9 protein-coding genes are annotated in these 13,438 nt (G+C 61.7%); 6 read left to right on the top strand and 3 right to left on the bottom strand.

What is annotated here, in order from left to right:
- Window positions 1-76 precede the first annotated feature (76 nt).
- From ACSC1P_RS19595 to ACSC1P_RS19585, 3 genes are all read left to right on the top strand, one after another.
- Window positions 77-2,368, top strand: a complete 2,292-nt coding sequence (locus tag ACSC1P_RS19595) for a TRAP transporter permease (RefSeq protein ID WP_435361891.1) — start codon at window positions 77-79, stop codon at window positions 2,366-2,368.
- Between the two features lie 187 nt (window positions 2,369-2,555).
- A complete protein-coding gene (locus ACSC1P_RS19590) occupies window positions 2,556-4,124 on the top strand; it encodes a long-chain-fatty-acid--CoA ligase (protein ID WP_435361890.1) in 1,569 nt (522 codons plus the stop codon).
- Between the two features lie 112 nt (window positions 4,125-4,236).
- The gene (locus ACSC1P_RS19585) at window positions 4,237-5,376 is read left to right on the top strand and encodes an acyl-CoA dehydrogenase family protein (protein ID WP_435361889.1); all 1,140 of its coding nucleotides are present in this window, start codon (window positions 4,237-4,239) and stop codon (window positions 5,374-5,376) included.
- A gap of 101 nt (window positions 5,377-5,477) precedes the next feature.
- Here ACSC1P_RS19585 and ACSC1P_RS19580 read toward each other — a convergent pair whose 3' ends face one another.
- Both ACSC1P_RS19580 and ACSC1P_RS19575 read right to left on the bottom strand, forming a co-directional pair.
- Window positions 5,478-6,617, bottom strand: a complete 1,140-nt coding sequence (locus ACSC1P_RS19580) for a thiolase family protein (RefSeq protein ID WP_435361888.1) — start codon at window positions 6,615-6,617, stop codon at window positions 5,478-5,480.
- Between the two features lie 2 nt (window positions 6,618-6,619).
- The gene (locus ACSC1P_RS19575; protein ID WP_435361887.1) at window positions 6,620-7,783 is read right to left on the bottom strand and encodes an acyl-CoA dehydrogenase family protein; all 1,164 of its coding nucleotides are present in this window, start codon (window positions 7,781-7,783) and stop codon (window positions 6,620-6,622) included.
- Window positions 7,784-7,985: 202 nt separating this feature from the next.
- Between ACSC1P_RS19575 and ACSC1P_RS19570 the strand changes: the two genes are divergently transcribed.
- Complete coding sequence (locus tag ACSC1P_RS19570) at window positions 7,986-8,777, top strand: IclR family transcriptional regulator (RefSeq protein WP_435361886.1); 792 nt, start codon at window positions 7,986-7,988, stop codon at window positions 8,775-8,777.
- Between the two features lie 631 nt (window positions 8,778-9,408).
- Window positions 9,409-10,200, top strand: coding sequence for an IclR family transcriptional regulator (locus ACSC1P_RS19565; RefSeq protein WP_435361885.1), 792 nt, complete (start codon window positions 9,409-9,411; stop codon window positions 10,198-10,200).
- Between the two features lie 14 nt (window positions 10,201-10,214).
- Here ACSC1P_RS19565 and ACSC1P_RS19560 read toward each other — a convergent pair whose 3' ends face one another.
- Window positions 10,215-11,882, bottom strand: coding sequence for an aldehyde ferredoxin oxidoreductase family protein (locus ACSC1P_RS19560; RefSeq protein WP_435361884.1), 1,668 nt, complete (start codon window positions 11,880-11,882; stop codon window positions 10,215-10,217).
- A 159-nt stretch (window positions 11,883-12,041) separates the two neighbouring features.
- Here ACSC1P_RS19560 and ACSC1P_RS19555 point away from each other — a divergent pair, with 159 nt between their 5' ends.
- Window positions 12,042-13,412 carry an aspartate aminotransferase family protein gene (locus ACSC1P_RS19555; protein ID WP_435361883.1) on the top strand — a complete coding sequence of 457 codons (1,371 nt, stop codon included), beginning with the start codon at window positions 12,042-12,044 and terminating at the stop codon, window positions 13,410-13,412.
- Window positions 13,413-13,438: the final 26 nt, after the last annotated feature.

The raw sequence follows: 13,438 nt of genomic DNA, 5'->3' as shown, positions 1-13,438 counted from the left end.
CGACTCAACGACATCACCCAGCGGTCTGCGACGGTCCTTCGCAGCTCGTTCCGGCGCGGAGAAGGCTCTCTTGGCCGTGGTCACGCTCCTCGCAGTCTGCCTGACGGGCTACACCATCTACTTCGCGTTGGAGCGACCCTTCACGCAGATCATCCACGGGATGGTCTTCTTGCACTTCGGGCTCACGCTCTACTACCTGTACCTCGCCTTCGAGCTACTGACGGAGGGGTCGTCGGTGGTAGACGGACCGGTTCTGCGTCGCTTCGACGAGCCGATTCAGCGACGGTTCGCCCAGTTCGATACGCTCGTGTGTCTCGTGACCGCCGTCGTTTCGACGGTCTCGGGCTACTACTTCGTCACCAACTACGACCGACTCACGGGCGATGCGATACTCCTCGGCTACTCGAACCTCGACCTGACGCTGGGGCTCATCATGGTCGTCGTGGTCCTCGACGCGACCAGACGAGCCTACGGCTGGTCGATCGCACTGGTCGGAGTGATATCCATTGTGTACGCGTTGTACGGCGCGTTCTTCCCCGGGTTCCTCAGCCACACTGGGCTGGGTCTTCGAGACGTGACGCTGTACGGAGCGACCCAGATAGAACGCTCCGGGGTGTACGGCTTCATCACCCAGGCTGGCGCGAAGTACGTCGCTATCTTCATCATGTTCGCCGGGCTGGCCAGAGCGTACGGGATACTGGACATCATTCTGGACCTCAGCCAGCGAGTCGGGAACCGGCTTCGTAGTGGTATCGTCCACGTCGCCGTCGTCTCCTCGATGGCGATGGGGTCTATCACCGGCAGTGCCGCGGCGAACGCCGCAACGACCGGGAGCTTCACCATCCCGATGATGCAGCGCCAGGGCGTCCGTGAGGACTTCACGGCCGCTATCGAAGCGGTCGCGTCGAGCGGTGGCCAGATCATGCCGCCGGTCATGGGCGTCGCAGCCTTCCTGATGGCGGACTTCATCGGCGTGCCGTACGTCCGCATCATTCAGGCTGGCTTGCTCCCCGCACTGCTGTTCTACTTCAGTGTCACCATCGCTGTCCAGTTCGCAGTGCTTCGCTACGGCTGGACCAGTGACAAAGGCGAAGACACCGGCGGGATGGGTGAGGTCATTCTGAGCAAGGACTCGCTCGTCATCGTCCTCTACACTGCTCTCGGTGCTGGCGCGTTCGCCCTCGCACGGCAGGTACTCGGTCTCTCGCTGTTCGTCTCGGCGGGGGCCGCGCTCGCCGCGCTCTTGCTCGGCCGGTTCGCCCACGGCGTGGTGACCGGGAGTGGGAGCGGGTCGAGGGAGATGCTCGACGCTGTTGCGGGGTTCTGCTACGCTCGCTACTTCCTTATCCCGCTGGTGGTGCTGGTCTACGCACTTGCAGTGATGCAGTTGTCGGCACTAGCGACCGGCCTCTACACCGTCCTGACGCTCATCGTCACGATGTACATCAGAGACCTTCTGCTGTTGCTGATAGACGGCTCGACGGACGACGACTGGGTCGTCGACGGCGACGGTTCGGCAGCAGCTGGCGCAGAGTCGTCTGGCGCGAGCGAGTCACCGATTTCGGCCGTCCCGCGACAGCTGTTCGCTACCACCGCAAAGACCCTGCGCGGGTTCAAAATGGGTGCCCTCGACATGGCACCGCTCGTCGGCGTGCTGGCCGCGATGGGCGTCATCATCAAGATGCTCACCCAGACCGGCCTCTCGGGGAAAATCAGCCTGCGGATGGTCGCGCTGGCGGGTGGTGTCCTCGTCGTCGCGCTGTTCCTCGCCATGTTCACCAGCATCCTGTTCGGGCTGGGCATGCCGACGCCAGCCGCGTACGTGCTGGTCGCGGCGCTGCTGACCGCCCCGTTGCAGGAACTCGGTGTCGCCGAGATTACCGCACACCTGTTCGTGTTCTACTTCGCCATGCTCTCTGCGATTACGCCACCGGTCGCTGTCGGGGTGGCCGTCGCATCACGTATCGCGGATAGTGGCTTCCTCGTCTCTGCCAAGCAGGCGCTTCGCGTCGGCGCGGCCGGGTTCCTCATCCCGTTCGCGCTGGTCGCCAACGACAGCCTCGTCACGTGGACGGCGACCGGGACGCCCATCGCCGCGTTCAGCGTGTTCGTCGGCGTCGTCGCACTGACCGCCGTCACTATCGGTTTCGACGGTCGGTACGTGCTCGGGCTCCCGCACCGGCTGACCTACCTCACGCTGGCGATGGGCGCGATGTTCGCGCCGGCGCTCTCCGAGTTCGTCGGTGGGAGTCTGGCGATAGCCTTGCAGGTCGCCTCGGCGGTGATCGCGTTCCTCTACCTGACCCTCGCCCATCTCGACCAACTCCCGAGCGCGGTTACGTCCGGTGTCGAACCGGGTAACCGCTGAATCTCGGTCTCGATTTCCATTTTCGTCGCCGTCAGTCGAGACGGCTGTTCCGAACTGCCGACGCTCGACGCGCGCACCCGTGACGAATGGAGCACCCACCGAGAGACGAGAGATGGATTCGCGGCCACGGTCGTGTGCAAACAATCGGGAGGTTTTTCTTTCGAGGTGGGGACTGTACGGTAGTGCCATGACGAATCTTGTCAACCACGTTGCCGACACTGTCGAGGCAACCCCGGACTCGGTGGCTATCTCGTACGAGGGCGACGAACTCACCTACGAGACGTTTTGGGAGCGAACTGGACGGTTCGCGGCTGCACTCTCCGAGTGTGGCGTCGATGAGGGGGACCGAATCGCGGTCTACCTTCCGAACCTGCCGCAGTTCGTAACCGCGTTCTACGGTGCGCTCCGTAACGGGAGCATCGTCGTGCCGATGAACCCTCAGTACAAAGCGCGCGAGATTAGTCACCTGCTCGCCGACAGCGGCGCGAAAGTCGTCGTGACGCTGTCTTCGAACGTCGACGCCGTCGCGGAAGTACAGTCTGACACCGACGTTACAACCGTCGTGAGTGTCGGTGAGACGGTCGACGACGCCGTCGACTTCGAATCGTTCATGGCAGACGAGACACGCCCAGTCGTCGAGCGCGCGGACGACGACATCGCCGTCCAACCGTACACCTCGGGGACGACGGGCACCCCGAAGGGCGTCCTCCTCACGCACAACAATCTGGCGTCGAACACGCGGTCGAACATGACGCTGCTCGACCCGTCGATCAACCCCGACGACCGACTGCTCGGGACGCTCCCGCTGTTCCACATCTACGGGATGTCGGCCGTGATGAACGCCGCAGTGTTCACTGGGGCGACGTACTATCCCATCCCTGAGTGGGACCCACAGGTCGTCTTCGACTGCATCGAGAACGAACGCATCACCGTGATGTACGGCGTTCCGGCGATGTTCAACGACATGATCAACCAGCCGAACGCCAGCGAGGTCGACCTCTCGTCGCTTCGGTTCGTCAACTCTGGCGGCTCTAGCCTCCCACACGAAGTGCTGGAGACCTTCGAGTCCCTGTTCGACTGCCAACTGTTCGAGGGGTACGGCCTGACCGAAACGAGCCCCGTCACGCACGCGAACAAACCGGGTGCCCGTCGGAAAGGGAGCATCGGACGGCCCATCGAAGCCGTCGACGCCAAAATCGTCGACCAGCAGTTCGAGGAACTCCCTCGCGTGGAGTCGGGTCCGGTCGACGAGGGAACGACTTCGCTCGACGACATCGTCGGTGAACTCGTCGTCTCTGGCCCCAACGTGATGACTGGCTACTACGGCCTTCCCGAAGCGAACGAGGCCGCGTTCACCGAGGCAGACGGTGAACGCTGGTTCCACACTGGTGACCTCGGCTACTGGGACGAAGACGACTTCTTCTACGTCGTCGACCGCGAGAAGCACATGATCGTCACTGGCGGCTACAACGTCTACCCGCGTGAAGTCGAGGAACTTCTCTACGAGCACGAGGCGATAGCGGACGCCGCTGTCGTCGGCGTCGAGGACGAGCGTCGAGGAGAGACCATCAAAGCACTCGTCGTCCTTGCACCCGGCTACGAGGCCGGCGACGACGTGACCGAGCGCGAGATTCGAGAGTACGCGCTTGCGAACCTCGCCGAGTACAAGCACCCGCGAACCGTCGAATTCCGGGAAGAACTGCCCCGGACGACCACGGGGAAGGTCCAGAAGTTCAGTCTCCGCGGAGAGAACTGAGCCGTTTCACGGACCCAACTGTCTTTTTCTGACACTGACTCTGTCTTCGAGCGTAATGCTATAATTTTGACTTACCCGAATTTACTTTACACAGGAAACCGAGTGTTGTTGTATGGCGTTTCGGCTATCCGACGAACACAGAGCTATCCAGCAGGCCGTCCGTGAATTCGGCGAAAACGAAATCGCGCCGGTCGCACAAGAACACGACGAGGAGGGGAAATATCCCGAGGAAATCCGTAAGGAAGCTGCGAAGTACGACTTCGTTGCGCCCCACATCCCCATCGAATACGGCGGTGCGGGGATGGATCTGCTGGATGCGGTGCTGGTGACCGAACAACTCTGGCGGGCTGACCCCGGCATCGGGAGCGCCGTCGGCAGTGCCGGGTTCGGGACGAACATGGTCATCAAGTACGGGGACGACTGGATGAAAGAGGAGTGGCTCCCGAAGATCGCCGCGGGTGACGCAGTCTCGTACTCCGCTATCTCGGAACCGGCACACGGGTCGAACGTCGCCGGCATCGAGACACGGGCCGAGAAGGACGCCGACGGCTACGTCCTCAACGGGAACAAGATGTGGATTACGAACGGGACCAAAGCGGACGTGGGTCTCGTGATGGCCAAGACGTCTCCCGACGAGGGCCACCGTGGCATCACGGCCTTCCTCGTCCCCACGGACCTCGATGGATTCTCCACCGAGAAAATCGACAACAAACTCGGCATTCGCGCCTCCGACCTCGCAGAGGTCCTCCTCGACGACGTTCGCGTCTCCGAGGAGAACGTCATCGGCGAAGTCGACAAGGGCTTCTACCAGCTCATGGACTTCTTCGCCCACGGTCGCACCCGCGTCGCGTCGCAGGCAGTCGGTGCTGCACAGGCCGCGCTCGACGCGGCGCTCGACTACGCTGGCGAGCGTGAACAGTTCGACCAGCCCATCGGTGAGTTCCAGGCCATTCAGCACAAACTTGCCGAGATGGCGACCAACGTCGAGGCAGCTCGGTCGCTGACCTACCGTGCCGCCTCGCAGGTCGAAGACGGTGACGACGACCTGGCCGCTCGATTCGCCAGTATGGCCAAGCTGTTCGCATCCGAGCACGCCGTCGACGTCGCTGACGAGGCGATTCAGGTACACGGTGGTGCCGGCTTCGTCTCGGACCACCCGGTCGAGCGCTACTACCGCGACGCCCGTATCACGAAGATCTACGAGGGGACCTCGGAGATTCAGAAGAACATCATCGCAGACCGGCTACTCTAAAAACCACGCCCGAAACGCGGAGCCGACCCAACGTCTTTTCTGGCTTGACGCCCCACACTTTCGAGTCGTTACGCTCCGTATGTTGAAACAGGAAGTCCCGGTCAGGGGAGACGGAACTCGATGGCGATGCCCTGTCCGTAGCCGATACACATCGTCGAGAGGCCACGGTCAGCGTCTCGTCGAATGAGTTCGTGGATGAGCGTCACCGGCAGGCGCGCACCGGACGCACCGAGTGGATGCCCGATGGCGATTGCGCCACCGTTGACGTTCAATCGCTCGTCGTCGATGCCGAGTTCGCGCTTACAGTATACTGTCTGACTCGCGAACGCTTCGTTGAGTTCGACGAGGTCGTAGTCCTCGATTGTCGTCCCTGCACGCTCCAGCACGCCGCGAACCGCCGGAACCGGCCCGATACCCATGACGGTCGGGTCGACGCCCGCGACGTGATGTGAGCCGACTGCAGCGAGGACCGAGAGGTCGTGTTCGTTGGCGAACGCGCGAGACGTGAGCACGACGGCGGCAGCGCCGTCGGAAATCTGCGAGGCGTTCCCGGCCGTGACTGTCCCGTCCTCCGCGAAGACAGTCGGTAGCCCCGCGAGTTTCTCTGCGGTCGTCCCGGGCCGAAGCCCTTCGTCCTCGGTAACGACGCCATCGTCCGTCTCGATGGGCACGATTTCTTCCTCGAATCGGCCAGCTTCTGTCGCCTCGACCGCACGTTGCTGGGACCGTGCGGCGTACTCGTCTTGTGCCTCTCGGCTCACGTCGAAGCGGTCTGCGACCGTCTCGGCGGTCATCCCCATCTGGAGTTCGTCGACGTCGTACTGTTCGCGAATGCCGGGATAGGAGTCGATGCCGTGGTCGCGCTCGACGCGACTCATGTTCTCGACGCCACCGGCTATGAGACACTCTCGCTGTCCGGCCCGAATCGAGTCCGCGGCGGATGCAATCGCCTCCGCCGACGACCCACAGAGGCGGTCGACTGTGCTTCCCGAAACGCGCTCGCCGAGGTCTGAGAGGAGCGTGATGACGCGAGCCAGGTTGTTCCCCTGCTCTTTGACCTGCTTCGCACAGCCCCACTGCAGGTCGTCGACGTCCGCACCAGTCAATCCAGTCTGGTCGAGTAACTCGTTCACCAGCGTGACGGAGAGTTCCTCGCTGCGTACGTCTGCGAAGACACCGTCGCGCTTTCCCTGCGGCGTTCGTCGTGCAGCGACGACGACGGGGTCGGTCGGTTCCGACATGGTCACTCGAACGCCGGAATCCCGGTGAGGTCGTGACCGAGAATGAGCGAGTGGATGTCGTGGGTCCCCTCGTAGGTGTACACGGTTTCGAGGTTCGCCATGTGGCGCATCGGCGAGTAGTCCGCAGTGATGCCGTTTCCACCGAGCATCTCGCGCGCGATGCGAGACTGGTCACGGGCCATGCGGACGTTGTTCCGCTTCGCCATCGACACCTGTTCCGGACGAAGGTCGCCACGCTCTTTCAGGTCCGCGAGACGGTGGGCGAGCAACTGCGCCGTCGTAATCTGCGTGGCCATCTCAGCCAGTTTCTCCTGTTGAATCTGGAACCCGCCGATGGGTTTGCCGAACTGGTCCCGGTCGGTGGCGTAGTCCCGAGCCACTTTGAACGAGTCCATCGCTGCACCGACTGCACCCCACGCGATTCCGTAGCGTGCCTGGGTGAGACAGGAGAGCGGCCCCTTCATGCCGGAGACGCCCGGAAGGACGTTCTCCTCGGGCACGAACACGTCGTTGAGGCCGAACTCGCCCGTGATGGACGCACGCAGCGAGAGTTTCTCGGTAATCTTGTTGACGGAGAAACCGTCCCGGTCGGTCTCGACGAGGAACCCGCGAACCGGGTTGTCGTCGCTGGTCTTGTCACGTGCCCAAACGATGGCCACGTCGGCGATGGGCGCGTTCGTAATCCACGTCTTCGAGCCGTTGAGGACGTAGCCACCGTCGGCTTCCTCCGCTCGTGTCTCCATGCCGGACGGGTTCGACCCGTGCTGTGGTTCAGTCAGGCCGAAGCAGCCGATCTTCTCACCACGGCCCATGTCCGGCAGCCACTCGTCTTTCTGCTCATCGCTGCCGAAGGCGTGGATTGGGTACATGACGAGTGCGCCTTGCACGCTGGCCATCGAGCGGAGTCCGGAGTCGCCCGCCTCCAACTCTTGCATGAGGAGTCCGTACGCGGTCTCACTCAGATTTGGGAGGCCGTAGCCGTCGAGATTCGGCGCGTAGAAGCCCATTTCACCCATCTCTGTCACGAGGTCCATGGGGAACGTCCCGTCGATCCAATGGTCGGCGATGTCGGGTTTGACCTTCTCGTCGACGAACTCACGGGCGGTGTCTCGCACCATCCGCTCTTCTTGGCTCAGCTCACTCTCTAAGCCCACATAGTCGAGCATACCACATACGTACAGCGGCGCAACAATAATAGTTCGGTCTGTAGACCTCCTGAGGTTGCTGATTTCGGGACCGATTGGTAGTGTGACATGGCAGTGTTGTCGGTCGTTTCTACAGCAGTGACAACCAGAGACATGTTCTCATGGGTCTCATGGCGTTTCTTATTAGTGAATATTATGAGGCTGGGGAGAGCACCGATAGACAATGGATACCAATCGAAACGACACGCCCGGTGATACACCGAACGGAGCCACGCTTCGGAGTCTCGAACGGACGTTCACGCTCATCAAGGAACTCGAGCGACGCGATGGTGCTGGCGTTACCGAACTTGCCGAGGCCGTCGACCTCTCGAAGAGTTCGGTCCACAAACATCTGACGACACTGCGAGCAGGTGACTTCGTCAGGAAGGACGGCGACCGCTACAGTCTCGGACTTCGATTCCTCGACATCGGTGGCTACGTCCGGAATCAACTCGAAGGAAACACGCTCGTCCAGACGAAACTCAGAGAGATTGCAGCTGAATCCGGTGAGACGGTCCAGTTTACCGTCGAAGAGCACGGTCGAGCAGTCGTTCTCTATCGAGAAACGGGGACGCAGGGTGTCTTCTCCCGCGGACGAGTTGGAAAGCGCTTCTACATGCACCAGACTGCGGCAGGAAAGGCGATTCTTTCACAGATGCCGACGAGTCGAGTCCGTGAAATTGTGGAGCAACATGGCCTCCCAGCAGCCACGAAAAACACGATTACCTCTGAGGAGGAGCTACTCGAGACGCTCGAAACGGCGCGAGAGCGTGGATTCACGTTGAACCGGGGAGAAAGCACGAGAGGTCTGCACGCCGTCGCAGTACCGATTTCGGCCCCTAACGACGCCATTCTCGGTGCGTTCGCCGTCGCAGGTCCTGTCCATCGCTTGAACGGAGAAACTATCGAGGAGACGATCCCGAATCTAATCCACCGAGGAGTCAACGAACTCGAACTCAACCTCGCTCATTCCTGACCACCGTACCTCGATAGACACGCTTGACGGTGATTCAACATCTCGATTTGTTCTCTAATGGAGAACACGTACGCTCCTCGTGCTCGACACGACCGGGCTCTCCTGGACAAGAATTACGTTCCTAGTACTGTAATGGGTTTCGCCTATCGTTCTCGACGCGAGATTTCTCAATCAAAAGCCGCCGTACCGTTCTACACTCACGTCATCGAACAGCAGTCGTCGGTCTCCAACAGAACGCTGAGACACATAAAAACGTTCGGCACTCCGGAACGAATGTCAATTAGTACCAAAATTGCTCTCGGTAGAGGCCATGAAGCAGCGGAATTCGTGTCACTCGTTGTCAGACTGTTTCGAAGGGCCGAATCTAAATGAACCCCGTCAGCAATTCGACCGTGGTATCGTGTCTAACTCGGTACGCTGAAGACCGATGGACGATATATCTCTATATATGTGGGGTGTTAGCAAGGGGCGTTTCATACATAATAGTTCGTCTCTCCGGAACGATTGACTGTGTGGCTGCGTCATCGTCGAGGGATTCGCTACGCCGACTGATCCACAGTACCTGCCGAAGGGATCGGCGACGTGTCGAGAGTGGGGTACACCTTTAACCTCGCGCCGAGGATGCCAGCACATGAGTGAAAACGACTCGTCCCGCGGGCTCAAGACCACCTCCGTCTCGTTAGAGCTCATCGACCATATCCTCGAACTAGAGGGTGCGACGATGGCCGAATTGACGGCGGTCACGGGTCTCGCGAAGAGCACTGTTCACTCACATCTGACGACGCTCGCCGAGTACGGCTACGTCATCAACACCGACAACCGGTACCACCTCGGTTCGAAGTTCTGTCACCTCGGCGATTACGTTCGAACGCGCAAGGATTACTACCGCGTCGCTCAGGAGGTGGTCTCCTGGTTGGGGGACGAATCGTCGATGGAAGCGGATTTCGCTGTGGAAGAGCACGGCCGGATCGTCTCACTGTACGGCGACCTCGAATTCGCGAACTCGCCGCGGTTTCTCATCGACGGGAGTCCGTTCCACGTCCACACGACCGCCTCTGGCAAGGCGATAATCGCCGAGTACACCGACGAACGAGTGCACGCTATTATCGACCGCTGGGGACTTCCCGCGGCCACTGACCGCTCTATCACGACGGAGGAGGCACTGTTCGAGGAACTCGACCAGATACGCGAACAGGGCTACGGTGAGAACCGGAGCGAGGCCATCGACGGGTTCTGGGCCGTCGGTATGGCGGTGAAGTCACCGCTCGGAGAGGTGTATGGCTCGCTCAACCTGAGCGGGCCTGCCTACGTCGTCGACGAGGAGACGAAGGCGACGCAACTCGAACTACTCGAACAGGGTGTCGAGCGCTTCGAGCAGGGAATCGAGGAGCTGTACCAGAGTCGGTCGAGCACCGACGGGTAGAATCGAGCAGTGAATTACGCCGGAACGGCCTCGCTCGGCACGACACCGTCGTCGGTCCACCCACGGCGCTCGTAGTACTCGTCGAGGGCGGTCTCGAAGCCGTCCAGTTGCTCGACGTACGGGAGCGTGTCGTCCCCACGGTCGAAGCCGCGCTGGTTGTTGAAGTGGCGTTCCAGGCGCACGACCCGGTCACCAACTGCGAGCAGGTCTTCGAAGTCCGCGCCGAACAGCGCTTCGTACCGTTCGGGGGTCATGAAGTCACGCGAGAACTTGCAGACGACGCCGCTGTCGTTGAGCGCCATCTGGTTCTCTTTCTCGATGAGGCGCTGTGGCTTCCCCTCGAAGCCGCTTGGCGGGTAGGCGTCGTCCTTCTCGACGAGGGGATACTCCTGCGAGTAGAAGACGGCGTACATGTGGTCGGCCCCCCTGTTCGCTACGGCGTAGGAGAGTCCCTGTCCGTGGAGTACTCTGCCCTCGTGAGCGGCGAAGTCCATTCCCTTCACCGTCCAGTCCGGAACGTCGAGGTCGTCGTGGACGCGCGCGATGCCTTCGGCGAGGTCGTCGCCGATGCCCTCACGGTGCGCGATTTTTTCGACGGTCTCGTGTATCAGGTCGACGTTCCCGAACTCGTCCTCGCTGGCGAGGTAGGCGGCGACCGTGTTCCCGGTCGAGATGGCGTCGAGGCCGTAGCGGTCACAGCGTTCGTTCGACTTCATCACGTCGACGATGTCGTCGACGCCCGAGTTCGACCCGAACGCCATCGCGACTTCGAACTCGGGGCCTTCGGTCTCGACGCCGCGTTCTTCGTCCTTCGTCGGGAGTTTGCACGCGAACGCACACGCCGAGCAGGTTCCCTTCTTGTACTTCTTCTCTTCGACGGCACTGCCGTTGATGCCTTCGACGCCTTCGAACTCCTGTTCGGAGAAGTAGTACGAGGGCAGCCCGTTCATCTCGTTCGCAAGGTCCATCACGGCGACCGTTCCCTGTCGCTTCATGATGTGGTCCTCGGTCGCGGCAGCCCGGTGAATCTCCATCTGCGTCGACGGAATCTCGATGTCCGGTGCGGAGTCGCCCTCGAACGTTAGCGCTTTCACGTTCTTCGACCCGAGGACGGCCCCGAGGCCCCCCCGGCCAAAAGCACGCTCTTCGCTGGTCATGATGGAGGCGAAGCGGACCAGGTTCTCACCGGCTGGGCCCACGACGGCCGTCTTCTCCGCGCCGATGTCGTGTTCCTCGTCCAGGTACGAAACGGTTTCGGGGACGGTCGCTTCGGCGAGGTCGGGAACGTGTTCGAACTCGACGCCCGAATCGGAGACGTGGACGACGACTAGCTCGTCGCTCTGTCCGGTGAGTTCGACGGCGGCGTACCCAGTATCCGCGAAGTTGCGCGACACGAAGCCGCCGGCGTTCGACGAACAGAGTCCGTCGGTCAGGGGCGAGACGCTGGTGCAGTTCATCCGACCGGTGAAGCTCATGTTCGAGGCCTGCATCGGCCCGGTGGTGAAGTAGAGCCGGTTCTCGGCACCCAGCGGGTCGGCGTCGAAGGGCACGCGGTCGTGTGCGAGTTTCGTCGCGACACCGCGACCGCCGACGTACGATTCGAGGACCTCGTCGATGGACTCGGTCTGGGTCTCGTGCGAATTGAGGTCGACACTGAGCAGTGGGCCAGCCGTGTGCAGCATTACCACGAACTGGTGGTGCCAGATAGTAATGGATTACGATTACCGTGTATGCCGTCAGCAGAATCTACGATATCTTCGACATCGGGAATCAGTAATTGTGTACGTCTTCCATAGGAACCGTGGACAAATTATTTATGACTGTTCTGCATGGGTCAGAATATGGTTGCAGGTCCACCTATCCACGAGTTGCACTTCGACGACGCACCGAACGTCGATTCGGTTCCGGGCCCGAAGTCGAAGCAACTCATCGAGAAGCAACAGCGTATCGACAGCAGCGCGGTCGCGTATCCCGAAGACATCCCCATCGCGTTCGAGGACGGGAGCGGGGCGACCGTCCGCGACGCCGACGGCAACACGTTCATCGACATGTTCGCCGGCATCGGCGTCCTGAACGTGGGACACTCGAACCCGTACGTGCTCGACGCGGTCCACGAACAGACCGACAAGTTCGTCCACACGGTCGACTTCCCGACGGAAGCCCGCCTCGAACTCATCGAAAAACTCGACGAGATTGCCCCGGGCAGTCTCCAGGGGAACAACAAAGTCGTCTTCGGCGGACCGACCGGCAGTGACGCCATCGAGGCCGCTATCAAACTCGCGAAGTACAACACCGGCGGCACCGGCTTGCTCGCCTTCCGCGGCGCGTACCACGGCGCGACGAGCGGCGCGATGAGTCTCACCGGCAACAAGAGCTTCAAGGGCGACTACACCCCGCTCCTGCCGGACGTGACCCACGCCCCGTACCCGAACCCGGTCGAGATGGAGAAGGCACCGCAGGCCGCTGTCGAGCACTCCCTCGAAGAGGTCAAAGCCATCTTCGACGACCCCTACGGCGGCTTCGCGAACCCGGCCGGCATCTTCGTCGAACCGATTCAGGGCGAAGGTGGCGTCGTCACGCCGCCGAAAGGCTTCCTGCAGGGACTGCGCGACATCGCCGACGACAACGACGTGCCCCTCGTCTTCGACGAGATTCAGAGCGGCCTCGGTCGCTCCGGCCAGTGGTGGGCCAGCGAGTGGTACGACGTGACGCCCGACGTGATGACCTCGGCCAAGGCACTCGGCGGGACCGGCTTCCCGCTCTCGGCGACCATCTACGACGAGGAACTCGACACGTGGGGCTCCGGCGACCACGCCGGAACGTACCGCGGCCACGTCGTCGGGATGCGCGCCGGCACGCGAGCCATCGAGTACATTCAGGAGCACGACCTGCTCGCGCACGCCCGAGAACTCGGCGAATACATCCGTGACCGTCTTTCGGAGGCAGCCGAGGATAACTCGCGACTCGCGGACGTTCGCGGCAAGGGTCTGTTCATCGGCGCGGAGTTCGTCGACGAGGACGGCAACCCGGACGACGAAGCGGCCGACGCGCTGCAGGACTACTGCTTCGAACACGGTGTCCTCGTCTGGAAGGCCGGTCGACACGGCAACGTCCTCCGCCTGCTCCCGCCACTCGTGCTCACGCACGAACTGGCCGAGACGGCGCTCGACGTCATCGTCGACGGCATCGACACCGTCACCGACGCGAACTGACTGCACGACGCTCACCTCCCTTCGAA

Origin of the sequence: Haloarchaeobius caseinilyticus (genome assembly GCF_051207395.1) — an archaeon.
Lineage (GTDB): Archaea > Halobacteriota > Halobacteria > Halobacteriales > Natrialbaceae > Haloarchaeobius.
Note: the sequence above shows the minus strand (reverse complement) of the source record. Positions and strands in the feature narration are given on the sequence as shown.

What these genes read in the sequence shown, in the direction of transcription:
- ACSC1P_RS19590 (WP_435361890.1), top strand. Translation starts at nt 2,556, where the DNA reads ATGACGAATCTTGTCAACCACGTTGCCGACACTGTCGAGGCAACCCCG.
- ACSC1P_RS19585 (WP_435361889.1), top strand. Translation starts at nt 4,237, where the DNA reads ATGGCGTTTCGGCTATCCGACGAACACAGAGCTATCCAGCAGGCCGTC.
- ACSC1P_RS19580 (WP_435361888.1), bottom strand. Translation starts at nt 6,617, where the DNA reads ATGTCGGAACCGACCGACCCCGTCGTCGTCGCTGCACGACGAACGCCG.
- ACSC1P_RS19575 (WP_435361887.1), bottom strand. Translation starts at nt 7,783, where the DNA reads ATGCTCGACTATGTGGGCTTAGAGAGTGAGCTGAGCCAAGAAGAGCGG.
- ACSC1P_RS19570 (WP_435361886.1), top strand. Translation starts at nt 7,986, where the DNA reads ATGGATACCAATCGAAACGACACGCCCGGTGATACACCGAACGGAGCC.
- ACSC1P_RS19565 (WP_435361885.1), top strand. Translation starts at nt 9,409, where the DNA reads ATGAGTGAAAACGACTCGTCCCGCGGGCTCAAGACCACCTCCGTCTCG.
- ACSC1P_RS19560 (WP_435361884.1), bottom strand. Translation starts at nt 11,882, where the DNA reads ATGCTGCACACGGCTGGCCCACTGCTCAGTGTCGACCTCAATTCGCAC.
- ACSC1P_RS19555 (WP_435361883.1), top strand. Translation starts at nt 12,042, where the DNA reads ATGGTTGCAGGTCCACCTATCCACGAGTTGCACTTCGACGACGCACCG.